Source organism: Allobosea sp. 67-29 (genome assembly GCF_001898115.1).
Lineage (GTDB): Bacteria > Pseudomonadota > Alphaproteobacteria > Rhizobiales > Beijerinckiaceae > Allobosea.
Window position 1 is genome coordinate 53649 of the sequence record NZ_MKSQ01000029.1, and the last position, 25115, is coordinate 78763.

Annotated in this window: 27 protein-coding genes and 1 pseudogene; 13 read left to right on the plus strand and 15 right to left on the minus strand. The window is 68.2% G+C overall.

Annotated elements, in window-relative coordinates:
- Positions 1 to 149: 149 nt before the first annotated feature.
- The 5 genes and pseudogenes from BGO20_RS23005 to BGO20_RS23025 all read left to right on the plus strand — a co-directional run bounded on the left by BGO20_RS23005 (position 150) and on the right by BGO20_RS23025 (position 4365).
- Entirely contained in the window at positions 150 to 422 is a 273-nt protein-coding gene (locus tag BGO20_RS23005) for an AbrB/MazE/SpoVT family DNA-binding domain-containing protein (RefSeq protein WP_291664255.1), read from the plus strand.
- Positions 419 to 814, plus strand: a complete 396-nt coding sequence (locus tag BGO20_RS23010; RefSeq protein WP_291664256.1) for a type II toxin-antitoxin system death-on-curing family toxin — start codon at positions 419 to 421, stop codon at positions 812 to 814. Before BGO20_RS23005 ends, BGO20_RS23010 begins: the two co-directional genes overlap by 4 nt.
- The gene (locus tag BGO20_RS23015) at positions 811 to 1707 is read left to right on the plus strand and encodes a beta-keto acid cleavage family enzyme (protein WP_291664257.1); all 897 of its coding nucleotides are present in this window, start codon (positions 811 to 813) and stop codon (positions 1705 to 1707) included. Before BGO20_RS23010 ends, BGO20_RS23015 begins: the two co-directional genes overlap by 4 nt.
- On the plus strand, positions 1704 to 2933 hold the full coding sequence (gene pepT, locus BGO20_RS23020; RefSeq protein ID WP_291664258.1) for a peptidase T: 1230 nt from the start codon (positions 1704 to 1706) through the stop codon (positions 2931 to 2933). The genes BGO20_RS23015 and pepT overlap by 4 nt, the downstream gene beginning before the upstream one ends.
- 75 nt (positions 2934 to 3008) lie before the next feature.
- Positions 3009 to 4365: pseudogene (locus tag BGO20_RS23025) on the plus strand (ABC1 kinase family protein).
- 46 nt (positions 4366 to 4411) lie between these two features.
- On the opposite strand, the gene BGO20_RS23030 reads toward BGO20_RS23025, so the two are convergent.
- On the minus strand, positions 4412 to 5839 hold the full coding sequence (locus tag BGO20_RS23030) for a YfcC family protein (protein ID WP_291664259.1): 1428 nt from the start codon (positions 5837 to 5839) through the stop codon (positions 4412 to 4414).
- Positions 5840 to 6121: 282 nt separating this feature from the next.
- On the opposite strand from BGO20_RS23030, the gene BGO20_RS23035 reads away from it, so the two are divergent.
- Entirely contained in the window at positions 6122 to 6406 is a 285-nt protein-coding gene (locus tag BGO20_RS23035) for an aa3-type cytochrome c oxidase subunit IV (RefSeq protein WP_291664260.1), read from the plus strand.
- A gap of 106 nt (positions 6407 to 6512) precedes the next feature.
- On the opposite strand, the gene BGO20_RS23040 is transcribed toward BGO20_RS23035, so the two are convergent.
- The 5 genes from BGO20_RS23040 to BGO20_RS23060 form a co-directional block, all read right to left on the minus strand.
- Positions 6513 to 7367: a tetratricopeptide repeat protein gene (locus BGO20_RS23040; protein ID WP_291664261.1), complete on the minus strand. Its 855-nt coding sequence runs from the start codon at positions 7365 to 7367 to the stop codon at positions 6513 to 6515.
- A gap of 259 nt (positions 7368 to 7626) precedes the next feature.
- Complete coding sequence (gene rpsU / locus BGO20_RS23045; protein ID WP_089174137.1) at positions 7627 to 7860, minus strand: 30S ribosomal protein S21; 234 nt, start codon at positions 7858 to 7860, stop codon at positions 7627 to 7629.
- A gap of 165 nt (positions 7861 to 8025) precedes the next feature.
- A complete protein-coding gene (locus BGO20_RS23050) occupies positions 8026 to 9126 on the minus strand; it encodes a 5-(carboxyamino)imidazole ribonucleotide synthase (protein ID WP_291664262.1) in 1101 nt (366 codons plus the stop codon).
- Positions 9123 to 9623 carry a 5-(carboxyamino)imidazole ribonucleotide mutase gene (gene purE / locus BGO20_RS23055; RefSeq protein WP_291664263.1) on the minus strand — a complete coding sequence of 167 codons (501 nt, stop codon included), beginning with the start codon at positions 9621 to 9623 and terminating at the stop codon, positions 9123 to 9125. The genes BGO20_RS23050 and purE overlap by 4 nt, the downstream gene beginning before the upstream one ends.
- A gap of 94 nt (positions 9624 to 9717) precedes the next feature.
- The gene (locus tag BGO20_RS23060; protein ID WP_055728071.1) at positions 9718 to 9936 is read right to left on the minus strand and encodes a YdcH family protein; all 219 of its coding nucleotides are present in this window, start codon (positions 9934 to 9936) and stop codon (positions 9718 to 9720) included.
- 228 nt (positions 9937 to 10164) lie between these two features.
- Between BGO20_RS23060 and BGO20_RS23065 the strand changes: the two genes are divergently transcribed.
- The 3 genes from BGO20_RS23065 to BGO20_RS23075 all read left to right on the plus strand — a co-directional run bounded on the left by BGO20_RS23065 (position 10165) and on the right by BGO20_RS23075 (position 11403).
- Positions 10165 to 10353, plus strand: coding sequence for a YdcH family protein (locus BGO20_RS23065; protein WP_291664264.1), 189 nt, complete (start codon positions 10165 to 10167; stop codon positions 10351 to 10353).
- A gap of 154 nt (positions 10354 to 10507) precedes the next feature.
- Positions 10508 to 10768 (plus strand): GlsB/YeaQ/YmgE family stress response membrane protein, encoded by a 261-nt coding sequence (locus BGO20_RS23070; RefSeq protein ID WP_291664265.1) that lies wholly within the window; start codon positions 10508 to 10510, stop codon positions 10766 to 10768.
- Positions 10769 to 10932: 164 nt separating this feature from the next.
- Positions 10933 to 11403, plus strand: coding sequence for a YidB family protein (locus tag BGO20_RS23075; RefSeq protein WP_291664361.1), 471 nt, complete (start codon positions 10933 to 10935; stop codon positions 11401 to 11403).
- A gap of 35 nt (positions 11404 to 11438) precedes the next feature.
- On the opposite strand, the gene BGO20_RS23080 is transcribed toward BGO20_RS23075, so the two are convergent.
- Positions 11439 to 13067 carry an acyl-CoA synthetase gene (locus tag BGO20_RS23080; protein ID WP_291664266.1) on the minus strand — a complete coding sequence of 543 codons (1629 nt, stop codon included), beginning with the start codon at positions 13065 to 13067 and terminating at the stop codon, positions 11439 to 11441.
- 97 nt (positions 13068 to 13164) lie between these two features.
- Positions 13165 to 13929, minus strand: a complete 765-nt coding sequence (locus BGO20_RS23085) for a sulfite exporter TauE/SafE family protein (RefSeq protein ID WP_291664267.1) — start codon at positions 13927 to 13929, stop codon at positions 13165 to 13167.
- Between the two features lie 161 nt (positions 13930 to 14090).
- On the opposite strand from BGO20_RS23085, the gene BGO20_RS23090 reads away from it, so the two are divergent.
- A complete protein-coding gene (locus BGO20_RS23090; protein ID WP_291664268.1) occupies positions 14091 to 16025 on the plus strand; it encodes a propionyl-CoA synthetase in 1935 nt (644 codons plus the stop codon).
- A 122-nt stretch (positions 16026 to 16147) separates the two neighbouring features.
- Here BGO20_RS23090 and BGO20_RS23095 read toward each other — a convergent pair whose 3' ends face one another.
- Complete coding sequence (locus tag BGO20_RS23095; protein ID WP_291664269.1) at positions 16148 to 16876, minus strand: DUF1013 domain-containing protein; 729 nt, start codon at positions 16874 to 16876, stop codon at positions 16148 to 16150.
- A gap of 185 nt (positions 16877 to 17061) precedes the next feature.
- Positions 17062 to 18060 (minus strand): NAD(P)H-quinone oxidoreductase, encoded by a 999-nt coding sequence (locus tag BGO20_RS23100; RefSeq protein WP_291664270.1) that lies wholly within the window; start codon positions 18058 to 18060, stop codon positions 17062 to 17064.
- Positions 18061 to 18152: 92 nt separating this feature from the next.
- Here BGO20_RS23100 and BGO20_RS23105 point away from each other — a divergent pair, with 92 nt between their 5' ends.
- Both BGO20_RS23105 and rcdA read left to right on the plus strand, forming a co-directional pair.
- Positions 18153 to 18353, plus strand: a complete 201-nt coding sequence (locus tag BGO20_RS23105) for a DUF1192 domain-containing protein (protein ID WP_291664271.1) — start codon at positions 18153 to 18155, stop codon at positions 18351 to 18353.
- A 351-nt stretch (positions 18354 to 18704) separates the two neighbouring features.
- Positions 18705 to 19235, plus strand: coding sequence for a protease adaptor protein RcdA (gene rcdA / locus BGO20_RS23110; protein WP_291664272.1), 531 nt, complete (start codon positions 18705 to 18707; stop codon positions 19233 to 19235).
- 191 nt (positions 19236 to 19426) lie between these two features.
- Here rcdA and rpmE read toward each other — a convergent pair whose 3' ends face one another.
- Positions 19427 to 19663, minus strand: coding sequence for a 50S ribosomal protein L31 (rpmE, locus tag BGO20_RS23115; RefSeq protein WP_291664273.1), 237 nt, complete (start codon positions 19661 to 19663; stop codon positions 19427 to 19429).
- Positions 19664 to 19823: 160 nt separating this feature from the next.
- Here rpmE and BGO20_RS23120 point away from each other — a divergent pair, with 160 nt between their 5' ends.
- Positions 19824 to 21710, plus strand: a complete 1887-nt coding sequence (locus BGO20_RS23120; protein WP_291664274.1) for an ABC transporter transmembrane domain-containing protein — start codon at positions 19824 to 19826, stop codon at positions 21708 to 21710.
- Between the two features lie 74 nt (positions 21711 to 21784).
- Here the strand turns inward: BGO20_RS23120 and BGO20_RS23125 are convergent, their stop codons facing one another.
- The 4 genes from BGO20_RS23125 to BGO20_RS23140 form a co-directional block, all read right to left on the minus strand.
- Positions 21785 to 22093, minus strand: coding sequence for a c-type cytochrome (locus BGO20_RS23125; RefSeq protein ID WP_291664275.1), 309 nt, complete (start codon positions 22091 to 22093; stop codon positions 21785 to 21787).
- Between the two features lie 4 nt (positions 22094 to 22097).
- Positions 22098 to 23117: a peptidoglycan -binding protein gene (locus BGO20_RS23130; RefSeq protein ID WP_291664276.1), complete on the minus strand. Its 1020-nt coding sequence runs from the start codon at positions 23115 to 23117 to the stop codon at positions 22098 to 22100.
- Between the two features lie 37 nt (positions 23118 to 23154).
- Complete coding sequence (locus BGO20_RS23135; protein ID WP_291664277.1) at positions 23155 to 24162, minus strand: flagellar motor protein MotA; 1008 nt, start codon at positions 24160 to 24162, stop codon at positions 23155 to 23157.
- Positions 24163 to 24246: 84 nt separating this feature from the next.
- Positions 24247 to 25038, minus strand: coding sequence for an inositol monophosphatase family protein (locus tag BGO20_RS23140; RefSeq protein ID WP_291664278.1), 792 nt, complete (start codon positions 25036 to 25038; stop codon positions 24247 to 24249).
- Positions 25039 to 25115 lie beyond the last annotated feature (77 nt).

Consider the following 25115-nt stretch of genomic DNA (forward strand, 5'->3'; position numbering starts at 1 on the left):
GTGATCCACGTGCAGGGCCTGCGACACTAGACCCGCCATCACGGGTGGCTGGCAAGGCGGCGGTTGCGGTCTTTCGTGATAACTTTTGTTATAACAGAAACCGTGTTATACGGCTCGCACAACGCGATTGCCTTCGAAAGGATTCCGCCATGAACAAGCAGAACCTTCCCGCGACCGAGCGCGGCAGCGAGAACGCCAACGTGCTGCAGATCCGCAAGATCGGCAATTCGCTTGGGGTGATCCTGCCGCGGGATGTTCTCGCGCAGCTCAAGCTCGCCGAGGGCGACAAGGTCCATCTGGTCGAGCAGGCGGGGGGCGGCTTTCGCTTCGTCAAGCAGAGGCCGGATTTCGACAAGGCGATGGAAGCGGCGCGGCGCGGGATGAAGATCTATCATAACGCGCTGGCGGAACTCGCGAAGTGACCGAGCCGAGCTGGCTGTCGGACGAGATCATCATCGCGATCCACGACGAGCAGCTCGCCATTCATGGCGGAGGGGTCGGATTGCGCGATCAGGGGATGCTGGCTTCCGCGCTCGAGCGTCCGGTCAACAAGTGGTCCTATGAAAACGCCGGGCTGCCCGAACTCGCAGCGGCCTATGCGTTCGGGCTGGCGAAGAACCACCCCTTCATCGACGGCAACAAGCGAACCGCGCTGCTGGCGCTCTATACCTTCCTCTATATCAACGGCGTCGACTTCATCGTGCCGGAAGCCGATGCCGCCGCCGCCATCCTCGCGCTTGCGGCCGGCGAGGTCGACGAGGACGGGCTGACGCGCTGGATACGCGACAACTGGCCGAAGGATATGCCTGCATGACCAAACCGATCTGGGTCGAGGCGGCGATCAACGGCCCTTGGGGGCGGGAGCGCCAGCCCGGCATTCCGATCAGCATTCCCGATATCGTCGCTGATGGAATCGCCGCCGTGGAGGCGGGCGCCGCGATCGTGCATCTGCATGTCTACGACATGACGACCGGGCGTCAGCGGGACGACTGGGAGCTCTATGCGCAGGCGATCGAGGGCATCCGGGCCAGGGTCGATGCCATCGTCTATCCGACGATCCCGATCCTCGGCTCGGGCTATGCCGGCGACATGATCGGGTCGGGCCGCTACACCCATCTCGAGGAGCTGGCGAAGCGCGGGCTCGCCGAATGGGGCGTGCTGGATCCCGGCTCCTGCAACTGGACGACCTTCGCCGGCATCCCGCAGGGCGAGGCCGGTTTCATCTACCAGAATCCCGGCGAGCATATCCGCGAGGGGATGGAGGTGGCGCAGCGCCACAGGGTCCACCCGAGCTATGCGATCTATGAGCCCGGGTTCACGCGGCTCGGCGCGGCGCTGGCCAAGGCCTATCTCGGCATGCCGATGCCGATCTACCGGCTGATGTTCTCGGAGGCCTTCGCCTGGGGCTTTCCGCCGCGCGAATGGGCGCTGGAGGCCCATCTCAAGCTGCTGGCGGAGGACGCGCCGGATGCGCCGGTGATGATCGCCGGGCTCGGCGTCGATCTCCGCGACCTCATCGGCCCGGCCGTGGCGCGGGGCGTCCATGTCCGCGGCGGGCTGGAGGATGCGCCCTTCGGCTGCGACAAGACGAATCGAGACCTGATCGCGGACACTGTCCGCCTGGTCGAGGCGGCGGGCGGACAGCCCGCCAGCGCGGCCGAGGTGCGGGATTGGCTGGCGCGACAGGGGAAGGGAGAGGCGCTGTGAGCTTGCGCGACAAACTGCTCGAACGGTTCCTGCGCTATGTCGCGATCGAGAGCCAGAGCGACATGAAGGCGACGAGCCTGCCGAGCACGCCGGGCCAGCAGGTTCTGGCGGCGCTGCTCGCGGAGGAGCTGCGCGCGCTCGGGCTGGAGAATGTCGTCATCGACGACCATGCCACGGTGACGGCGCTGAAGCGCGGCACCAAGCCCGGCGCGCCGCGCATCGGCTTCATCGCCCATCTCGATACGGTCGATGTCGGCCTGTCGCCGGTGGTCAAGGCGCAGGTGCTGCGGTTCGCGGGCGAAGATCTCTGCCTCAATGCGGAGAAGGACATCTGGCTGCGCGTCGCTGAGCATCCGGAGATCGCCCGCTACAAAGGCAACGAGATCGTCTTCAGCGACGGCACCAGCGTGCTCGGCGCGGACAACAAGGCCGCGGTCGCGATCGTCATGACGCTTTTGGCTGAATTGCGCCACGAGGACGAACATGGCGACATCCTCGTCGCCTTCGTGCCTGACGAGGAGATCGGCCTGCGCGGCGCCAAGGCGCTCGATCTCGCCCGGTTCGACTGCGATTTCGCCTATACGATCGACAGCTGCGAGGTCGGCGAGGTCGTCTGGGAGAATTTCAACGCCGCCATGGCCGAGATCGTCTTCACCGGCGTCACCGCCCATCCGATGTCGGCGAAGGGCGTGCTGGTGAACCCGATCCTGATGGCGCAGGACTACATGGCCGCCTTCGATCGGTCGCAGACGCCGGAGAACACGGCCGGCCGCGAGGGCTATACCTGGTTCGTCGAGCTTACCGCCAATGCAGCCGAGGCGGTGCTCAGGGCCAATATCCGCGATTTCGACAAGGCGTCCTTCGAAGCGCGCAAACGCCGGATCGGCGAGGTCGCGGCGGAGATCGCCCGGCGCTATCCGACCGGGCGCGTGAAGTCCGAGGTGACTGACGTCTACGGCAATATCGCCGACAGCCTCGGCGAGGATCGGCGTTCCGTCGATCTGCTGATGGCGGCGCTGTCCGAATTGCAGATCGCGCCGAAGCGGATCCCGATGCGCGGCGGCACGGACGGCGCGGCGCTCTCGGCGCGCGGGCTGCCGACGCCGAATTTCTTCACCGGCGCGCATAATTTCCACTCGCGCTTCGAGTTCCTGCCGCTGCCGGCTTTCGAAACCTCCTATGAGGTTGCCCGGCGCATCTGCCTGCTGGCGGGGCAGTCGGCTTAGCGCGGCTTGTCGCATTGGCGACGGGCGAGCGGGCGCCTACATGACAGGGTCAGGAACAGCGAAAGCACGATCCGCATGTCCGAACGCGACGCCGAAGCCAACCGATTCTCCGCCCGCGCGGCGCGCTATGCCCGCGTCGGCGCCAATGTCGGCGGGGTCGCGGCCCGGATGGCGGGGGCGCGGCTCTTTGGCATGGAGGGGCGGGACGCCTCCAATGCCGAGGCGCTGGCCAGGGCGCTCGGCGGGCTGAAAGGCCCGATCATGAAGGTGGCGCAACTCGTCGCCACCATCCCCGACGTCGTGCCGCCGGAATACGCCGCCGAACTGCAGAAGCTGCAATCGCAGGCGCCGCCGATGGGCGCCGCCTTCGTCAAGCGCCGGATGATGGCGGAGCTCGGCACCAGCTGGCGCGAGCGCTTCGGCGAATTCGACCTGAAGCCGGCGGCTGCGGCCTCGCTCGGGCAGGTGCATCGCGCGACGACGCTGGGTGGCGCGCCGCTGGCCTGCAAGCTGCAATATCCCGACATGGAATCGGCGGTGGAAGCCGATATCGCCCAGCTCGAGGTGCTCTTCTCGCTGCACCGGCGCATGGGCGCGGTGATCGACACGACCGAGATCGCCAAGGAAATCGGCGCGCGCGTTCGCGAGGAGCTCGACTACCGGCGCGAGGCCAAGCATGCAGCGCTCTACCAGGCGATCCTGTCGGATACGCCGGAGGTACGCGTGCCGGCGCTGGAGCCGGCCCTGTCGACCCGGCGGCTCCTGACGATGCATTGGCTGGAGGGCAGCCCGATCCTCTCGCACAAGCAGGATGGGCAGGCGGTGCGCGACCGCATCTCGACCGCGATGTTCAAGGCGTGGTGGCGCCCGTTCAGCCATCACGGCGTCATCCACGGCGATCCGCATCTCGGGAACTACACGGTGTTCTCGGAAGGGGGCGAGCCGCAGGGCATCAACCTGCTCGACTATGGCTGCATCCGCATCTTCCCGGAGAGCTTCGTCGGCGGCGTGGTCGATCTCTACAAGGGCCTGCGCGACGGCGAGGAAGCCCGCGTCGTCCATGCCTACGAGACCTGGGGCTTCAAGGGGCTGACCAAGGACCTGGTCGATACCCTCAACATCTGGGCGCGCTTCATCTACGGGCCGCTCTTGGAGGACCGGGTCAGGCGCATCGCCGAGGATGTGAGCCCGGCCGAATACGGCCGCAAGCAGGCTTTCCAGGTGCATCAGGCGCTGAAGGCACGCGGGCCGGTGACGGTGCCGCGCGAGTTCGTGTTCATGGACCGCGCCGCGATCGGGCTCGGCGGCGTCTTCCTGCATCTCGACGCCGAACTGAATTTCCACCGGTTGTTCGAGGCGGAGATCGAGGGATTCTCGGTCGAGGGGCGTCGCGAAGCGGCAGGCGAAGGCCTTGGCCGGCGCGGGGCTTTAGCCCGCGCCGGCTGGCTGTGCTCATCGGCCGCGGAGAAGGCCGAGCCTCAGAGCGGCCCCCAGTGGATCCAGACGCCGACGATCAGCGAAGCCACCGAGATCACGAACCAGGCGCCGACCAGCGGCAGAACGAAGCGCACCCAGCGGCCATAGGCGATACCGGAGGTGGCGAGCACCGCCATCAGCACGCCCGAGGTCGGGTTGATGCAGTTCATGATGCCCTCGCCGAGCAGCACCGACTGGACCGTGACCTGACGGGTCAGGTGCAGCGCGTCGCCGAGCGGCGCGAAGATCGGGATCAGCGCGGCCGATTCGCCCGAGCCCGAGGAGATCGCGACATGCATCGCGGCGGCGCTGACGAACATGCCGACGGCGGCGACCATCGGCGAGAGCGGCTCGAGGAAGCTCGACAGCGTGTTGACGATCGGGTCGAGAATCTTGCCGTCGGCGAGCACGATCGAGATCGCGCGGGCGAGGCCGACGATGAAGGCGCCTGGCACCAGCTTGCCGCTGCCGCGCAGGAACTCGTCGGCGATCTCGCTCGGGCCCATCCGGCAGATCAGCCCGCCGCCGATGGCGATGATCAGGAACATCGCCGTCATTTCCGGCTCGCCCCATTTCCAGCGCAGCGTGCCGACGATGAAGACGACGAGCGAGACCGCGGCGAGCGCGAGCGCCAGCCACTGCGCACCCGACATCGCGCTCTGCGAGGCGGCGGCCTTCTCCGAGACGGCGCGCTGCTCCTGCGTCATCGTCGCGCCGATGTTCCGGGCGCGGCAGCGGCGGGCGTAGAAGGCGAGAAACAGGATCGTCGCCAGCAGGAAGCACAAGCCGACGACGGCGCGCAGCTCCATGCCGGAGAACAGCGGCAATTCGGCGAGGCGCTGCGACAGGCCGGTGGTGAGCGGGCTCAGCACCGCCGAATTGAAGCCGGAATAGGCGCCAAGATAGATCAGCCCGACGCCGAACTCGACCGGCAGGTTCATCGAGCTCGCGATCAGCAGCCCGAGCGGCACGAAGGCGACGACGGAGTTCGCGACGATGCCGAGCGTGCCGAGCAGCGAGAAGATGGCACAGACGATGACGATCACCGTCAGATCGCCGGAGCGCGAGGCGCCGCTCAGCCGGTGCAGCGCGCCGGCGACGGTGCCCGTCTTCTCCAGCACAGCGAGCGTGCCGCCGGTGAACAGGATCAGGAAGATGATCGAGGCCGAATTGACCACGCCGGTCGCGATCGCGGTGAAGATGCGGCCGGGCAGGACGCCGTGCTGCGGAACGGCGTGGAGGCTGCCAGGAACGACGAAGTTCACGCCGTCCTTCAGGACACGCTGGAACTCACCGGCAGGGATGATCCAGGTCGCGATCGCGGCGACGACGAGGATGCAGAACAGCAGGACGTAAGGGCTCGTCGGCTTTTTCCCGGGGGGCGTGCGGGCCGCGGCCGCGGATTGCGTCTGGATCTCTGCAACTGTCATGATGATGTCCTGCGCGCGGGCGGCTCTCCGGGAAGCGGCCGGGGCTGCTTGCCGCTGTCGCGCGTCGTGCTGTTGTCGATGTCGGATGCCGCGACGATGGCGGCGGTAGGGGCCAAGCCCGCTGGCGCCGAGGGGTAGACCTCGCAGGCATCGGTTTCAACGTTGCGAGGCTCATGGCCGGGGTGCAGCCCCGGCAGGGCGACGAATGGCGCCTCTCCGTTGCCGACCTCGCGCGCCTGCGCTACACGGCATTCGGAACCCGCTTCACGTCAGGATCAGACCATGGCCGACCACGCCCATCACGCCGATGTCCCTCCGATGGATTATCCCGAGCATGAGCGCACCTATACCGGCTTCGTGCACATGGCCGAGGTCGGCACGGCGGTCTGCCTGGCGATCGTAGGTGCGCTCGCGGTCGGCGGCGTGAAGCACGCCTGGGGCACTGCGCTGGTCGGCACGCTGCTGGCGGTGATCACGGCTGGGGTCGGCATCGCCTCCGAGAAGATTTCGTGGCGCGCCCCTGTAGCGGTGCTGGTGCTGATGCTGCTGGCGCTGCTGCTCTACTGATCCGCAGGCCGAAGGCCGCGCCGCGGCGCAGCCGACCGGGACAGCCAAAGAAAAGGCCGGCGTGAGCCGGCCTTTTTTGTGGTTCGCAGCGAAGAAGCGCGAGGCGTCAGCTCCTGAAGAAGCCGCCCCCGCCGCCGCTGACGCGGGACTGCCCGGCACGCGCCTGGGCGTTGTTGCCGTCGAGGCCGAGCGCGCGCTGATAGGATTGCTGGGCCTCGGATTTCTGGCCGAGCTTCTCCTGGGCGAAGCCGCGGCCGGCCCAGGCTTCGGCGTTGCGGTTGTCGACGTTCAGCGCCGCGGTGAAGTCCTCCAACGCCGCATCGTACTTGCCGAGGGCATTCAGGCTCTGGCCGCGCGCGATGTAGGGCGGGGCGGTATAGGGATTGCGGTCGATGACCGAGTCGAAATCTGTGACGGCCTGCTGGTTCAGCCCCTGCTTCTGGTAGACGAGGCCGCGCGCATGGAAGGCCTCGGCTGATTCCGGATTGAGCCGGATAGCCGCGTTGAGGTCAGCAAGCGCCTGCGGAAGGTTGTTCTGCTGGCGCTCCAGATTGGCGCGCGCGATATAGGCTGGCGCGTAGTTGGGGTTCGCGGTGGTGGCCTTGTTGAAATCGGCCATGGCGGCATCGTTGCGGCCTGTCTGGCGCAGCGCGAGGCCGCGATTGGTGTAGGCCGAGGCGAGGTTGGGGTCGAGCTGGACCGCCTTGGTGAAATCGCCGATCGCATCGGAGAAACGGCCGATTCGGGCATAGGCGGCGCCGCGGGTGTTGTAGGCGCCCGGATCGTTCGGGTTGCGGCTGATGACCTCGCTCAGCGAGCCGATGTTCACGCTCGCATCGGCGCCGGCGCTTGTGTCGAGCACGGCGACGGAGGGCTGGGAGGACAGGCCGGACATGCTGTCGCATCCCGCCAGTGCCAGCGCCATGCCGGCTGCCGCCAGCCAGTAACTGCCTCGGATCATGCTTCGCCTCATTGATCTGGGCCTCGTCGGTCCTGTGTTTCACCTGCCGCGGTGCCGCCCTCTGGAGGCAGCCGAGTGCGCCAAACTCGCCGCGGTGCGATCGCGTTCCCCGGCCGAGCGCTGCAGCGACCCGAGAAGACGCCCGAAACCCGCCAAAACTTGGTTAACGCCGCTGGAAAACAAGAACGCCCGGAGCGGACTCCAGGCGCCTGTCATTCTCGGACCCGTCAAGGGCCGCAGGGTCGCGGCCCGGCGAGGATCAGGGGCGCTTCGGCTTGGCCGGGGCGGGCAGCAGGCCTTCGCGCTGCAGCTTCTTGCGGACGAGCTTGCGGGCACGGCGGACGGCCTCGGCCTTCTCGCGCGCCTTCTTCTCGGAGGGCTTCTCGTAATGGCCGCGGAGCTTCATTTCGCGGAAAATGCCCTCGCGCTGCATCTTCTTCTTGAGAGCGCGGAGAGCCTGATCGACATTGTTGTCGCGAACGAGAACCTGCACGTGAGTGTCCGTCTTTAACGAGTTGATCCAATAATTCGGGCCGGCGACGCCTAAGCGGATCGCACGAAGGTCCGTGCCGATAACAGAATTCAGTTCGGCTGTCCACGGCACGGTATCGCGAAAATGCAGGTGCCGCGCGCTTTTCGGCGGGGCCGACGCGGGTGCTCAGCTGCGATCGGTCCATACGCGCGTGACATGCCCCATCTTGCGACCCGGGCGGGCATCGCGCTTGCCGTAGAGATGCAGGTGCGCGCCAGGCTCGCCGAGGATCTCGCGCCAGCGCAAGGCGGCCTCGCCGATCAGATTCTCCATCTCGATCCGGCCGCGCGAGCCGGGCGAGCCCAGCGGAAAGCCGCAGACGGCCCGAACGTGCTGGTGGAACTGCGAGGTTTCCGCGCCCTCGCTGGTCCAGTGGCCGGAATTGTGGACGCGGGGGGCGATCTCGTTGACGACCACGCGTTCGGCAGCGCCGTCCCCGAGCACGAACATCTCGACCGCGAAGACACCGACATAGCCCAGCGCCTCGCCGATCCGACGGGCGGCATCGATCGCCGTCGCCGCGGCGCCGCGCCCGAGATTCGCCGGTATGCGGGTGAAGGCCAGGATATGATCGCGGTGCTCGTTCTCGCAGACGTCGAAGGCGGCGAAGGCGCCGTCGAGCCCGCGGGCGGCGACGACCGAGACCTCGCGCTCGAACGGCACGTAGCCTTCGAGGATCGCCGGGAAACGGCCGATCGCCTCGTAGGCATCCGCGAGATCCGTGCCGGGGGCGATCTTGATCTGGCCCTTGCCGTCATAGCCGAAGCGGCGGGTCTTGAGGATCGAGGGTCTGCCGAGCGCCGCGACGGCGGCTTCGAGGTCAGCGAGCGAATCGACGGCGCGGAAGGGGGCGACGGCGAGACCCAGGCCGTCGACGAAGCTTTTTTCGCTGAGGCGGTCCTGCGTCACGGCGAGCGCCCGGGCTCCCGGATGCAGCGGTGCGCGCTGGCCGAGGAAGGCGGCGGTCGCCGCCGGCACGTTCTCGAACTCGTAGGTCACGACGTCGACGCCATCGGCGAAGCGCGCCAGCGCCGCTTCGTCCTCATATTCGGCCACCGTGTGGCGCGCGGCGACATCGAAGGCCGGGCTGTCCGGCTCGGGGGCGAAGACATGGCAGCGGATGCCGAGGTCGGCCGCGGCGAGGGCGAGCATGCGGGCGAGCTGGCCGCCGCCGAGAATGCCGAGGACGGCGCCGGGAGCGAGGCCGGTCGGGACGGGCACGCTCATGCTTCGTCCCGGTTCGGACGTTCGGCGATGCCGGCGCTCTGGCGGGCGCGGTACGCGTCGAGGCGCTCGGCCAGCGCCTGATCGGACAAGGCCAGCACGGCGGCCGCGAGCAGGGCGGCGTTGACGGCGCCTGCCCGCCCGATGGCGAGGGTGCCGACCGGGATGCCGGCCGGCATCTGCACGATCGAGAGCAGGCTGTCCTGCCCGGAGAGCGCCTTCGATTCGACGGGGACGCCGAAGACCGGCAGCGGCGTCAGCGAGGCGGTCATGCCCGGCAGGTGGGCGGCCCCGCCGGCGCCGGCGATCACCACCTTGAAGCCCTCGGCCCTGGCGCCCCTGGCGAAGGCGAAGAGCCGCTCCGGCGTGCGGTGGGCCGAGACGATGCGGGCGTCGTAGCGGACGGCCAGCGCGTCGAGCGCCTCGGCGGCGTGGCGCATCGTCGCCCAGTCGGACTGGCTGCCCATGATGATGGCGACGGGGGGGCTGGTCTCGGCCATGGATGCGCTCAGGGCTCCGCTGGGGGAAGCGCGCGATCTAGACCGCCCAATGCCCGATAAGCAAGGGCGAATCGGGGCGACGACGCGGCCGCGCTCAGGCGATGATGTCAGGAGTCAACGCATCTTCGATCTGGGCGATGCGGTCCTTCAGGTAGAGCTTGCGCTTCTTCAGCCGCTGCACCTGGATCTGGTTGATCGAGCCGACCCGCTCGAGCGCGTCGATGGCGCTGTCGAGATCGCGATGCTCCTCGCGCAGCCGCGCGAGCTCCGCGGTGAAGGTCTCGACCTCTTCCGGGCTGAGCTCGAATCCCATGGCCATCTCATCATCGCCGTACTTCGGCGCGACTATGCCTTTGCCGCGGCGCGCACCGCAAGAGAGAGCGTGGGCGCACGCGGCCATGGGAGCCTTCCATTCACGGCTTCCCGAGCATCGCACGGGCAGGATCACAGAATCTCATGAATGCCGTGTGACAGCGCGGGGAAGACGTGAAGCCGGCTTTCTGTCAGATTGAGGTGTCAACCGCTCATCAGGAGGATCCAGATGTCGTTGCAAACCCGTCTTGCCGAACTCGAGCGCAAGCATCGCCAACTCGAAGATGCGCTGGCTCAGGCCATGGCGAGCCCTTCTTCAAGCGATCTCAGCCTCGCCGAGCTGAAGCGGAAGAAGTTGCAACTGAAGGATGAGATCGAGCGAGTCCGGCAGACCATGCCGGCGCCGACCTTGCACTGAGACGAGACGAGCGCCGACCCGTGGCGCAGCATTGGATGCGGTATCGAGCCGGCCCCGAAGGGCCGGCTCTTTTTGTTCGGCGCCGGCCTGGGGTCATGGAACATTTGCGCGGCCATGCCGTTGTTGCGGGGCGCTTCAGCACGGGAGGGCGAACATGGGCATCATCTGGACGATCATCATCGGCTTCATCGCAGGGGTCATCGCCAAGTTCATCACGCCAGGGTCGAACGAGCCGTCCGGCTTCGTCCTGACGACGATCCTCGGCATCATCGGCGCCTTCGTGGCGACCTATCTCGGGCAATCGCTCGGGTGGTACGGACCCGGTCAGGGCGCAGGGCTGATCGGCGCGGTCGTCGGCGCGGTCATCGTGCTGCTGGTCTGGGCGATGATCAGCGGGCGTCGCAGCTCCGTCTGACGCGGGCGCACGTTGGCGATTTCCGACGCGATGGCCCCGGCATCGGGCCGTCGCATTTTTGACATGCGAACCGGTGTTGATTTCGTCCCAGCGGCATGTGGGCCGTCCACGAAAAAGGAGTGCCTGTCGTGAGCAACAATGACAACAGCAGCGGCTTTCCGTCGATGACCGCCCTGCTCGGCCTGCTCGCCGTCGCCGGCTATCAGCACCGCGACCAGATCGCGGACTGGTTCCGCAACAACCTCGGCGGTGGGCAGGGTGCGCCGGACGCCGGCCAGCCCGCGGCCGTCCCCGCCCAGCAGCAGCAGGCCGGAGGCGGGCTCCTCGGAAGCCTCGGCGGCCTGCTCGGCGCCGGCGGGGCGGGAGCGATCCTGAACAGCGGCCTCGGCGAGCTGGTGGACCGCTTCAACCAGTCGGGCCAGGGCGACAAGGCCAATTCCTGGGTGGGGAGCGGCCCCAATCAGGATGTCGCGCCCGGCGAACTGGAACAGGCACTCGGCCCCGAGGTTCTGGACGCCATCGCGCGCCAGACGGGGCTGTCCCGCGAGGACCTGCTGGCGCGGCTCTCCAAGGTGTTGCCCGATGCCGTCGACCGCTACACGCCGGGCGGCAACCTCAGCAGCGCGCGGGGCTGACCGCCTTCGCGGGTCGCTGTCCTCGATGGCACGAGCTAGAGAGCCCGCGCCATCTCGCGCAGGCGGAACTTCTGGATCTTGCCGGTCGAGGTCTTGGGAATCTCGGTGAAGATCACGGTTCGCGGGCATTTGAACGACGCCAGATGCTCCTTGCACCAGGCGATGAGCTCGGCCTCCGTCGCGGCCTTGCCGGGTTTCAGCTCGACGAAGGCGCAGGGCGTCTCGCCCCATTTCTCGTCCGGCCGCGCGACCACGGCGGCGGCCTGCACGGCCTGGTGCTTGTAGAGCGCGTCCTCGACCTCGATGGACGAGATGTTCTCGCCGCCGGAGATGATGATGTCCTTCGAGCGGTCCTTGAGCTGGATATAGCCGTCCGGATAACGCACGCCGAGGTCGCCGGTGTGGAACCAGCCGCCGGCGAAGGCAGCGCCCGTCGATTTCGGGTTCCTGAGATAGCCCTTCATCACGACATTGCCGCGCATCATCACCTCGCCGAGCGTCTGCCCATCGTTGGGAACGGGCTGCATCGTCTCGGGGTCGAGCACGTCGAGCCCCTCGAGCGCCGGGTAACGCACGCCCTGGCGCGCTTTCCTGGCAGCCTGCTCCGCAGGGGGGAGCGCGTCCCAGTCGTCGTTCCATTCATTGACCACGGCGGGGCCGTAGCATTCGGTCAGGCCATAGAGATGGGTGACCTCGAAGCCGGCCTGCTTCATCCCGGCGAGCACGGCTTCCGGAGGCGGGGCTGCGGCGGTGAAGAAGGAGACGGTCTGCGGGAATTCGCGACGCTCCCCGGCAGGGGCATTGAGGAGCGTCGACATCACGATCGGCGCGCCGCAGAGATGGGTGACGCCATGGTCGGCGAGCGCGTCGTACATCGCCTTGGCCCGGACCTGTCTCAGGCAGACATGGGTGCCGGCGACGATCGAGATCGTCCAGGGGAAGCACCAGCCGTTGCAGTGGAACATCGGCAGCGTCCAGAGATAGACCGGATGACGGCCGAGATGGCCGGTGATGACGTTGGAGGTGGCGAGCAGGTTCGCGCCGCGGTGGTGATAGACCACGCCCTTGGGATCGCCGGTGGTGCCGGAGGTATAGTTCAGCGCGATCGCGTCCCATTCGTCACCGGGCATCTGCCAGTCAAAGCCGGGATCGCCGCTCGCGACGAAGTCCTCGTACTCGATCGTGCCCAGCCGCTCGCCGGGCCCGTCATAGACCGGGTCGTCATAGTCGATCACCAGCGGCTTCGCCTTGCAAAGCGCTAGCGCCTCCGTGATCGTCTTCGAGAACTCCCGGTCGGTGATCAGCACCTTGGCGTCGCCATGGTCGAGCGAGAAGGCGATGATCGCGGCGTCGAGGCGCGTGTTCAGCGTGTTCAGGACTGCGCCGGCCATCGGCACGCCATAGTGGCATTCGAGCATTGCCGGGGTGTTCGGCAGCATCGCGGCGACGGTGTCGTTCTTGCCGATGCCATGCTTCGCCAATGCCGAGGCGAGGCGGCGGGCGCGGGCATAGAACTCGGCATAGGAGCGCCGCAGCGGGCCGTGGACGATCGCGGTGTGGTTCGGAAAGACGGCCGCGGCGCGCTCGAGGAAAGGCAGCGGTGTCAGCGGCTGATGGTTGGCCGGGTTGCGATCGAGGTCGGTATCGTAAGCCGAGCGGGTCATGGCTGCGCCTTCTGCCGGAACTCAGCGCAGCCTTAGCGGCCGGCGCCTCCGGCGGTAATCCATCCTTTTTTCCGATGCGGCGCAATCGCGCGGGGGCTCAGCCGAGGATGTGCAACCCGTGCAGGCCGTCGAGTACGAGCTTCGCCCCGACCAGCAGGAGCAACCAGTAGATATAGGTATAGAAGCGCTCGGCCGGGACGCGCCGGACGAGCCAGACGCCGGCGAAGGTCGCCGCGACGGCGACCGGCAGCAGCGCGGCGGAGGCGGTCAGGTTCTGGATGCTGAACTGGCCGAGCGCGACATAGGGGATGACCTTCACCAGGTTCATCGCGGCGAAGAAGATCGCGCCGGTGCCGACGAAGACGGCCGGCGGCAGCTTTTGCGGCATGACGTAGATCTGGAAGGGCGGTCCGCCGGCATGGGCGATCATGCTGGTGAAGCCGCAGACGACCCCCCAGACGCTGCCCGCGCCCCAGCGGGCCTTGGTGGCGACGGTCGCGCTCCTGTTGCCGCCCAGCATGCGGCGCAGCGCAAAGCCGATCGAGATGATGCCGACGGCAAGCCCGACCGCGGCATCCGAGACCTTCGCGGCCAGGAGGTAGCCCGCCAGCACGCCGACGAATGCGCCGGGCGCCAGCGTCGCGAGGTTGCGAAGGTCGAATTCGCGGCGATAGGACCAGACCGTCACCACATCCTGGGAGATGAGGAGCGGCAGCATGATCGCGGCCGCCGTCACCGGCGAGACGACCAGCGCCATCAACGGCAGCGAGAGCAGGCCCAGGCCCGCGAAGCCGCCCTTCGACAGCCCCATCAGGATGACGGCCGGCACCATGGCGGCGAAGAAGGCGGTGTCGAAGGTCATCGAGGACGGATCCTGCGAGCAGGGCGATGGGCGAAAGTCTGAGACGGCGATGCTTGCGCCAGGCGGGCGGAATGCGCAGGGTTCCCGGCAAAACCGCCACGCGAAACCGCCGGCCCGCCCGCGAGGCTTAGGGCGAAACCCGGCGAAGAGGAACACTTCCGATGAATGTCCCGCATGCGGCCTCCGCGCGCCCATCCTCGGCCTATCGCGAAACCTATGCGCGCTGGCAGGCCGATCCGGACGCCTACTGGCTCGATATCGCGAAGGGCATCGACTGGATCCGGCCGCCGGAGCGGGCCTTCGATCCGAAGGCCGGCGTCTATGGCCGCTGGTTCCCGGACGCGACCTGCAACACCTGCTTCAATGCGCTCGACCGGCATGTTCGCGACGGGCGCGGCGACCAGGTCGCGCTGATCTATGACAGCCCGGTCACGGGGGCGAAGGCGCGCTATACCTACGCCCAAATGCTCGACGAAGTCGCGACGCTGGCGGCCGTGCTGCAGGAGCTCGGCGTCGGCAAGGGCGATCGCGTCATCATCTACATGCCGATGGTGCCGGAGGCGGTCTTCGCCATGCTGGCCTGCGCGCGCATCGGCGCGGTGCATTCGGTGGTGTTCGGCGGCTTCGCGGCGAAGGAACTGGCGACCCGCATCGACGATGCCGAGCCGAAGGTGGTTCTGACCGCCACCTGCGGCATCGAGCCGACCCGCGTGGTCGAGTACAAGCCGCTGCTCGACGGCGCGATCGAGATGGCGAGGCACAAGCCCGAGACCTGCGTCGTGCTGCAGCGGCCGCAGGCCGAGGCCTCGATGCACGCCACGCGCGACAGGAACTGGCGCACGCTGGTGGCCGCCGCGAAGGCGGCCGGGCGCAGGGCGGATTGCGTCGAGGTCGCCGCGACCGATCCCCTCTACGTCCTCTATACCTCCGGCACGACGGGGCGCCCGAAAGGCGTGGTCCGCGACCATGGCGGGCACATGGTCGTGCTGAAAGCGACGATGGACCAGCTCTTCGGCGTCGGTCCCGGCGAGGTGATGTTCACCGCCTCCGACATCGGCTGGGTCGTCGGCCACAGCTATATCGTCTATGCGCCGCTGATCCAGGGCGCGACCAGCGTGCTCTATGAGGGCAAGCCGGTCGGCACGCCCGATCCGGGGGCGTTCTGGCGCGTCATCGCCGAGCATGGCGTCAAGGTGCTGTTCACGGCGCCGACCGCGTTCCGGGCGATCCGGAAGGAGGATCCCGAGGGCAGCCATCTCGCCGGCCACGATCTCTCGCGCTTCAAGGCCCTGTTCCTGGCCGGCGAGCGGGCCGATCCCGAAACCCTGAAATGGGCCGAAGCCCTGCTCGAGGTGCCGGTGATCGACCATTGGTGGCAGACCGAGAGCGGCTCGCCGATCGTCGGCAACCCGCTTGGCCTCGGGCTGCTGCCGATCAAGCACGGCTCGCCGACGGTGCCGCTGCCGGGGTGGGACGTGCAGTGCCTCGACGAGGGCGGGCAGCCGGTCGAGCCCGGCAAGATGGGCGCGATCGTTCTGAAGCTGCCGCTGCCACCCGGCGCGCTGCCGACGCTGTGGCAGGATGATGCGCGCTTCGAGGAAGCCTATCTCGCGACCTATCCGGGCTACTACAACACCTCGGATGCCGGCTTCATCGACGAGGACGGCTACGTCTTTATCATGGGCCGCACCGACGACATCATCAACGTCGCCGGGCATCGGCTCTCGACCGGCGGGATGGAAGAGGTTCTCGCCGCCCATCCGGCCGTGGCGGAGTGCGCGGTCGTCGGCATCCGGGACGCACTCAAGGGCGAACAGCCCTGCGGCTTCGTGGTGCTGAAGGCCGGCGTCAGCCAGCCGCCCGAGCAGGTCGAGCGCGAGCTCGTCGCACTGGTGCGCGATCGCATCGGACCGGTAGCCGCCTTCAAGCTGGCGGTGACGGTCGCGCGGCTGCCGAAGACGCGCTCCGGCAAGATCCTCCGGGCGACGATGAAGAAGATCGCCGACGGCGAGGACTACGCGATGCCGGCGACTATCGAGGACGCCGGCGTGCTGGGCGAGATCGGCAATGCGCTGAAGGGCAGGGGGATCGGGTAGCGCACCCTGCCTGTCCGGTCATGCCCGCCCTGTGGCGAGCATCCAGGTCCCGAGCAGGACCTTCGACCGGCGAAGACGCCGGAGAGGCGGGACGAGCCCGACGGTGACGATCCGAGCCGGGCTCAGCCCTCGTCGTCCTCGTCGGCCGGGCGCTTGAGCTGCTTCAGCTTGGCGAAGACGGAATCGACGTCGATCGCCGGCTCTTCCTCGCGCTTCGGCCGGCTCATGTCGGCGAAGGGCTGGGTCTCGCTGTGAGCGGGCGCCGGAGCGGTGGTCTCTTCCGCGGGAAGCAGGGTCGAACCAGCTTCGGCCAGAGCGGCCGGACGGTCCTTGGCGGCGCGGGCGACTTCGAAATCCAGGTCGATCTGCGAGCACAGGCCGAGGCTGACGGGGTCGATCGGCGTGAGCTGCTGGGCGTTCCAGTGGGTCCGGTCGCGGATCTGCGCGATGGTCGACTTGGTCGTGCCGATCAGGCGGATGATCTGCGCGTCCTTGAGCTCGGGATGGTTGCGCAGCAGCCAGAGGATCGCGTTCGGGCGGTCCTGGCGCTTGGAGACCGGGGTATAGCGCGGCCCCTTGGTGCGCTTGATCTCCGGAACCTTCACCTTGCGCTCGGCAAGGCGCAGGTGATGGTTCGGGTTGTTGGCGGCGCGCTCCAGCTCCTCACGGGTGAGCTGGCCCGAGGTGATCGGGTCGAGGCCCTTGATGCCGGCCGCCACCTCGCCATCGGCGATGCCGCGCACTTCGAGCGGGTGCAGCTTGCAGAACTCTGCGATCTGCTCGAAGGTCAGCGAGGTGTTCTCGACCAGCCAGACTGCGGTGGCCTTGGGCATCAGCGGGGTTTGTGACACGGGCGTCTCCTGAAATGCCCCGGCGCCTTCGCAAGGCTCGGCAGGGCTTCGATCGCGGACAATAGCTCTCATGCGCCGACCGGCCTCCCCGGCCGGCCATCCAAATCATCGACGATGAGCAGGATGGCGCGCCTTATAGGCGAGGGCGAGGCGGGTGTCCACGAAAAGCGTGAGGCCTGGACGGTCTAGACCGTCAGCACGATCTTGCCGATATGGCTGCTCGACTCCATCAGCCGGTGGGCCTCGGCTGCCTCCGCCAGCGGGAAGGTCGCGTTGATCAGCGGCTTGCAGCGCCCGGCCTCGAGCAGCGGCCAGACCCTTGCCTGCAGTTCCGCGGCGATGGCCGCCTTTTCCGCGACGGTGCGGGGGCGCAGCGTCGAGCCGGTGTGGACGAGGCGCTTCAGCATCAGCCGGCTGAAATTGACCGTCGCCTTGGGGCCGTTGAGGAAGGCGATCTGGACGATGCGGCCCTGGTCAGCGGCGGTCTCGTAATTGCGGTCGATATAGTCGCCTCCGACCATGTCGAGGATCAGGTCGACGCCCTTTCCATCCGTGGCCGCCTTCGCCGCCGCGACGAAGTCATCCGTGCGGTAGTTGATGGCATGGTCGGCGCCGAGGTCGCGGCAGGCCCGACATTTCTCATCCGAGCCGGCCGTGGCCAGCACGGTCGCGCCGAAAGCCTTGGCGAGCTGGATCGCGGTGGTGCCGATGCCGGAAGAGCCGCCATGAACCAGAAAGCTCTCGCCGGCCTGCAGCCGTCCGCGCTGGAAGACGTTGGTCCAGACGGTGAAGAAGGTCTCGGGGATGGCACCGGCCTCGGTCAGCGAAAGCCCGGCCGGCGCGGGCAAGGCATTGCTTTCGTGCACCACGGCATATTCGGCGTAGCCGCCCCCGGCGACGAGGCCGCAGACCCTGTCCCCCAGCGCGAAGCGGCCGGCGCCATCGCCTCGCGCAACCACGGTGCCGGCGATCTCGAGGCCGGGAATGTCCGAGGCGCCGGGCGGCGGGTTGTAGCCTCCCTGCCGCTGCAGCACGTCGGGCCGGTTGACCCCGGCGGCCGCGACCGCGACCAGGATCTCGCCCGCACCGGGTTGCGGCACCGGGCGAGTCTGCGGCTTCAGCACCTCCGGCCCGCCGGGAGTGGCGATGCCGATCGCGATCATCGTCTGGGGAATGTCGGTCATGATCTCTCCTGCGAGATGTTGCGGCGCAGCTTGGCTAGGCCGGTCGGAGATGTTTAGCCTGCCGCGCCGTGTTTGATGAGAGCGAGGCTGCGATGTCGCTATTCCCGGAGGATGACCGCCCGAAGCCGAAGACCGTCCACGAGATCGGGCAGGATCTGTCGATGCTGTCGCTGGAGGAGATCGAGGTACGGATCGCCGCGCTGAAGGCCGAGATCGAACGGCTCGTCGAGGCGCGGGCGGGAAAGAGTGCCTCGCGCGCCGCAGCAGATGCCTTTTTTCGGCGGCCGGCCTGAAAAGACGCGTGCGAGCGCGCCCCCGTTAAGAGGTCGTTAAAGATTCCAAAGTATGAATCTGACCATCCAGTTTGTCTGGATGTCGAGTGGCTCCTGCCTACTCTGTTTGACGCCTCCCTGTTGACCTTCACGAGCCGCCTTTGGCGGCTCTTTTTTTGTTCCGGGCTTCATGCCTCGGGAGAGAGCGTCGGCAGGCCGCCTTGTTCTCGCCACAGGGTTCGTAGCTCCGTTAAGGTTAACGACATGCTACCGGCGCCCGACATCGTTAACGGCGCTATCCTTGCGACGTCGGAGGCATAGTCAGCGTGGCGTTCCAGACGCGCACGCGATTGTGCCGATGGGAGACACCGCATGAACGATGCCCAGTTGCTCGAGCCGCCGTCGCAGGAGGGAGCCATCTCCTTCGCCCGCGGCTTCGTTCGCTCGGAGGCCTTCATGACGCTGTTCCGCGAAGGGATGGGGCTGGTCGAGGAGACGGCCGGATATCTCGACGGCGAGGGCCGCAAGGAATCGGCGGCGCTGCCCCGCGAGGTCGCGCTGACCTACGCCACGGAGAGCATGCGCCTGACGACGCGGCTGATGCAGATCGCTTCCTGGCTGCTGGTCCAGCGCGCCGTGGCCGAAGGGGAGATGACAGCCGAGCAGGCGCGCGCCGAGCATAGCAAGGTCAAGATCGGCGACCCGATGATCCCGCCGGCCGAGCACATCGTCGCCCGGCTGCCTGAGCGACTGCGCCGGCTGATGGAGCATTCGCAGCGGCTGCAGGCCCGCATCCGCCATCTCGAGGAGCAGATGTCGGGCAGCGCGCCGCTGCCGGCTAAGGCGAACCCGGTGCAGGACCAGCTTGCCAGCCTGCAGGCCCGGCTGGGATTGCGGAGCTAAGGCAGGGTCCGGGCCATCATGGCCGGGCCTGCCCCGAGCATCGCAGGCCGGAAAGGCGCGCTTTCAGGGCGCGCTTCTCGGATCTGCCCTTCGCTCCGCCCGCGCGTGACGGTGGCACCGAAACAAAAAACCCGGCCGCGAGGCCGGGTTCTTCGTTTCTCGGGAGGAAGCGGCCTGGCGGCCGCCTCGACTCACTTCTTGCCGATCGCACCCAGGCCGCCGAAGCGCGAGTTGAAGCGCGAGACGCGGCCGCCGCGGTCCAGCATATGCTGCGTGCCGCCGGTCCAGGCCGGATGGGTCTTGGGGTCGATGTCGAGGTTCAGCGTGTCGCCTTCCTTGCCGTAGGTCGAACGCGTCAGGTACTCGGTGCCATCGGTCATGACGACCTTGATGGTGTGGTAGTCGGGGTGGATGCCGGTCTTGGCCATGGCGAAATCCTCGAAACTCGAAAAAACGGGCGCATCGACAAGCAGGCGAGCCTGCCCGGCCCGTCGAAAGAATTCGGATGAGCCTGTCGTGAAGTCGCGTGCACATATCGCAGACGCGGGCGCAGCGCAAGTTCGGCTCGCAGCGGAGGTGCCTGCGGCGATGCGGCATTTGCCAAGCCTCGCCCGATCGGCTTTCACCGCTGCCGAAGATTGCTATCCTTCCAAAGACGCGCCTGCAGCGGCGCGGTCGCAGCAGGAGTTCCAGCGCGTGGCCGAAACCGAGGACAAAACCAGCAAGGCACGGCCCGATCTCCGTTCGCTCGCCACCTTCTGGCCGTATGCCCGGGCGCAGAAGCGGCGGATCGCCGCGGCGCTGGTCGCGCTCGTCGTCGCCTCCCTGTCGACGCTGGTGCTGCCGGTCGCGGTCCGTCGCGTGATCGATGTCGGCTTCGCGGGCGGCGAGCGGCAGCTTGCGAACAGCTATTTCATCCTGCTGATCGGGGTGGTCGCAGTGCTGGCGCTGGCAAGCTCGGCGCGGTTCTACCTGGTGATGACGGTCGGCGAGCGCATCGTGGCCTCGCTGCGCGCGGACGTCTTCCGGCACCTCACGCGGCTCGAGCCTGCCTTCTTCGATTCCAGCAAGGCAGGCGACCTGGTGTCGCGCCTCACTGCCGATACCACGCAGATCAAGTCGACCTTCGCCTCGACCGCCTCCATCGCGCTGCGCAATGCGATTATGGCATTGGGCGCTCTGGGCCTGATGGTGGCGACGAGCCCGCGGCTCTCCGCCATCGTCATCGGCGTGATCCCGCTGATCGTCATTCCGCTCGTGATGTCGGGCCGCTCGGTCAGGCGGCGGGCGCGGGCTGCCCAGGACCGCCTCGCCGAGGCTTCCGCCTTCGCCGCGGAGGCGGTCGGCGCCATCCGCACCATGCAGTCCTTCGGTGCCGCTCCGCAGACGGCTGCGCGGTTCGAGGCGGCGTCCGACGAGGCCTATGGCGCCTCACGGGAGGCGACGGCCTCGCGGGCGCTGCTTTCGGGCGTGGCGATCTTCCTCGTCTCGGCCAGCGTCGTCTGGGTGCTGTGGACGGGGGCGACGGAGGTCTTCGACGGCCGCATGACCGGTGGGCGGCTGTCGCAGTTCATCCTCTATGCGGTGCTGGCGGCAAGCTCGCTCGGCCAGCTCTCGGAGGTCTACGGCGATATCAGCGCCGCGGCCGGCGCCTCGGGCCGGCTTGGCGAAATCCTGGCGCTGAGGCCCGCCATCGCCGCCCCGCCGCATCCGAAGCCGATGCCGCAGCCTTCGCTGGGAGAGCTTGCTTTCGAGGACGTCTCCTTCAGCTATCCCGGGCGCGAGACCTCGGCGTTGCATCATCTGAGCTTCGCCGTCCGGCCCGGCGAGCGGATCGCCCTGGTCGGTCCCTCGGGAGCGGGCAAGAGCACCGTGCTGCAGCTGGCGCTACGCTTCTACGATCCGCAGGGCGGGCGGGTGATGGTCGATGGCGTCGCCGGGCCGGAGGCCGATCCGGCGGCGTGGCGGGAGCGCTTCGCGCTGGTGCCGCAGGAGCCGACGGTCTTCGGTGTCTCGGTTCGGGACAACATCGCCTATGGCCGGCCCGAGGCGACGCAGGCGGAGGTCGAGGACGCCGCGCGGCTTGCGGCGGCCGACACGTTCATCCGAGAGCTGCCGCAAGGCTACGACACCATCGTCGGAGAGCGCGGCGTCACGCTTTCCGGCGGCCAGCGCCAGCGGCTCGCCATCGCGCGCGCCGTGCTGAAGGACGCGCCGATCCTGTTGCTCGACGAGGCGACGAGCGCGCTCGATTCCGAAAGCGAGCGGGCGGTGCAGGACGCGCTCGACCGGCTGATGCAGGGGCGCACCACGCTGGTCGTCGCGCACCGGCTGGCGACCATCCTCTCTGCCGACCGCATCCTGGTCATGGAGGAGGGGCGCATCGTCGAGCAGGGGACCCATGCCGAGCTCAAGGCGCGCGGCGGGCTCTATGCGCGGCTGGCGGCGCTGCAGTTCGGGCTGGAAGCGGCGTAGGGCCTCGTCGGGGCCGCGACGTCGTTCGCAAGCGAAGCGCCGATCCAAGCGTGGCGGCGCCCGTTTCCGTCGCCTCAGCGCGGCGGCAGCGCGGCGTAGTAGGCGGCGAGCGCCGCGATCTCCTGCACCGACATCGCGCGCGCCATGTAGCGCATTTCCTTATGCTGGCGCTTGCCGGAGCGGAACGCCATCATCTGGTTGAAGAGGTAGCGCTCGTTCTGCCCGGCGAGGTGCGGCACCTCGGTATCGCGCGCAATGCCGTCGAGACCGTGGCAGGCGCCGCATTGCTCCACGCTGCTGCCGCGCGGCTCGGCCAGCGCCGGCTGCGTCGCGGCCAGCGCCCAGGCAGCGAGCAGAGGCGCGACGGCCAGCCGGCGAACCATGGCGTCAGCGCTCCGTGATCTTGAATTCGATGCGCCGGTTGCGCCGGTGCGCCTCGTCGGTGTTGGCGACGTCGAGCGGCTGGTATTCGCCGAAGCCCGTCGCGGCGACGCGGTCGGTCGGCAGGCCGCGCGAGATCAGGTATTCGACGACGGCGATCGCACGGGCCGAGGAGAGATACCAGTTCGATGGGAACTGCGCGGTCTTGATCGGGCGGTTGTCGGTGTGACCGTCGACGCGCAGGATCCAGGGCAGGTCCGGCGGCATTTCCTTGGCGAGATCGAGCAGGACGGTGGCGAACTTGTCGAGCTCGGCCTGGCCCTCGGGCTTCAGCACCGCCTGGCCGGCATCGAAGAAGATCTCGGACTGGAAGACGAAACGGTCACCGACCGTGCGAATGTCGGGCCGCGTGCCGAGCACCTGGCGCAGGCGCCCGAAGAAGTCGGAGCGGTAGCGCGCCAATTCCTGCACCCGCTGCGCCAGCGCGACGTTGAGGCGCGAGCCGAGATCGGCGATGCGGGCCTGGGACTCCTTGTCCTTGGCTTCGGAGGCGGCCAGCGCCTCCTCGAGCGCCGCGAGCTGCCGGCGCATCGCGGTGATCTGCTGGTTGACCAGGTCGACGGTCGCCTGGGCGCGCGCCGAAAGCTGCTTCTCGCTCTCCAGCGCCTTCTGCGTCTCGGCGAGCTGGGCGCCGGCATTGCCGCTTTGCTGGCCGTCGAGCAGGCCCTGAAGCCTGCTGCGCTCGCCCTGGGACTGGGCGAGCGTCGACTGCATGAGCTGCAGGCTTTCCTGCGCCTGCCGGTTGGAGGAGCGCTCCAGCGCGAGCAGGTCGGTCAGTTCCGAGATCTGCCTGTTCAGCCGTTCCAGCGCGGTATCCTTGCCGGTGATCTCCTGCGACAGGAAGAACTGGCCGAGCACGAAGACCGTCAGCAGGAAGACGATGCCGATCAGCATCGTCGAGAGCGCGTCGACGAAGCCGGGCCAGAAATTCACGTCCTCGCGGCGGTGGGCGCGGGAAAGGGCCATCGTCAGGTTCCTGCCGTCGGGGGCCTGCGGTCGGGCATCATGGCTCGGTGATCTGGTCGGCGGTGAGGCGCTCGATCAGTCGCTTCAACTCCTTCTCGCGGGAGGCCTGAGCCTCGACCCAGTCGCGGATCATCTGCTGCTCGGCCCGCATGTGCTGGACGAGACCCTGGATGCCCTCGGCGAGATTGGCCAGCGCCTGGGTCGCGGCGCGGTTGTTGGCGGTGCCGTCGACCATCGCCGCGCTCAGCGCGTCGAACCGCTCCGAGAGAGGGTTTCCGCCGGGCTGCAGCGGTGCCAGCCCGGGCAGGGCGGTGCGGCTGCCGAGCCAGCTTTCGACCTCGTTGCGGAAGCGGCGCTGCGCCTGCGCGACCTGCAGGTCGAGAAAGCCGAGAATCAGGGAGCCGGCGATGCCGAAGAGCGAGGACGAGAAGGACAGGCCCATGCCGGCGAGCGGCGCCGAGAGCCCGGCCTTGAGATCGTCGAACAGCACGCCGGCTTCCGCCCCGGTGCGCAGCGAGTTGATGACCCCGCCGACGGAGCCGACCGTTTCGAGCAGCCCCCAGAAGGTGCCGAGCAGGCCGAGGAAGACGAGCAGCCCGGCGAGGTAGCGCAGCACCTCGCGGCCGTCGTCGAGCCTGACCGCGATCGATTCGACGATCGTGCTGGCCTGGGACGGCGCCAGCGTGCCCTCATCGAGCGCCGGCAGGACCGAGCCGAGCGGCGCGATCACCTCGCCCCGGCGGATGTCGGCATGGCGCGGCGCGGCGGCCAGCCGGGTCGCGGCGCGCGCCTCGCTGGAGAGGCGCCAGAGCTCGCGCAGGGCGACGAGCACGCCGACGAGCAAAGCACCGGCGATGAGCCCGTTCAGCCCGGGATTGGTCATGAAGGCCTTGATCAGGCCCTGCTGCAGGATGAAGCCGAGGAAGCCGATCAGCGCCAGGAAGACCAGCGCGCGGACGACATAGCGGAGAGGCCGGGAGAAGCGGGTGTCCTCTCGCGGGGGGGCGGCCGCGATCTCGTCGGCCGCCAGATCCTCATTCGCCATGCTTCGTCTTCCGTTCGCCTCGGATCGCGCCGCAGACTGTCGCCTTCCCGAAGGCCGGGATCAAGGGCGAATGCGCGGGGCCGCTTATGCGGCCGCCGTCTTCAGCGCCGCGCGCAGGGCCTGCTCGCAAGCCTCGTTGCCGCAGATCACGTCCTTCGCGCCGGTGACGGGCTTGCCGTCGAGCGTGCCGAAGGTGCCGCCGGCTTCGCGGATCAGCACGCTGCCGGCGGCGAAGTCCCAGGTGTTGAGCCCGCGCTCCCAATAGCCGTCGAGGCGGCCGGCGGCGACATAGGCGATGTCGAGCGCGGCCGAGCCCATGCGGCGGACATTGGCGAAGCGCGGCATCACCGCGGCGAGCTCGCGCAGGAACAGGCCGTGCCCGCCCTTGCCGATATGGGGAATGCCGGTGCCGACCAGCATCTCGGCCGGCTCGCGGCGGCCGGAGACGCGCAGGCGCCGGTTGTTGACATAGGCGCCCTTGCCCTTCTCCGCCATGAACATCTCGTCCTTGGCGGCGTCGTAGACCACGCCGGCGATGAACTGGTTGTCGCGCTCCAGGGCGAGCGAGATGTTCCAGTGCGGAATGCCGCGCAGGAAGTTGTGGGTGCCGTCGAGCGGGTCGATATGCCAGCGGTTGCTCTCGTCGGTGCCGTGGACGACGCCGCTCTCCTCCATGACGAAGCCGTAGCCGGGGCGGGCCTTCTCCAGCGACTCGCGCAGGATCTGCTCGGCCTTGTGATCGGCCTTGGAGACGAAGTCGCCGGGCCCCTTGGCGAGGACCTGCAGGTTTTCGACCTCGCCGAAGTCGCGCTTCAGCGAGCGGGACGCCTTCATCACGGCGTCGGTCATCACGGTCATCAGCGGGGAGCGGATCATTCTTACCTCTTGCGCGCCCGCGGGCGCGGTGAGCCTGCGGCGGCGGAGCGCGCGGCGAAAATAGCGAGCCGTCACTT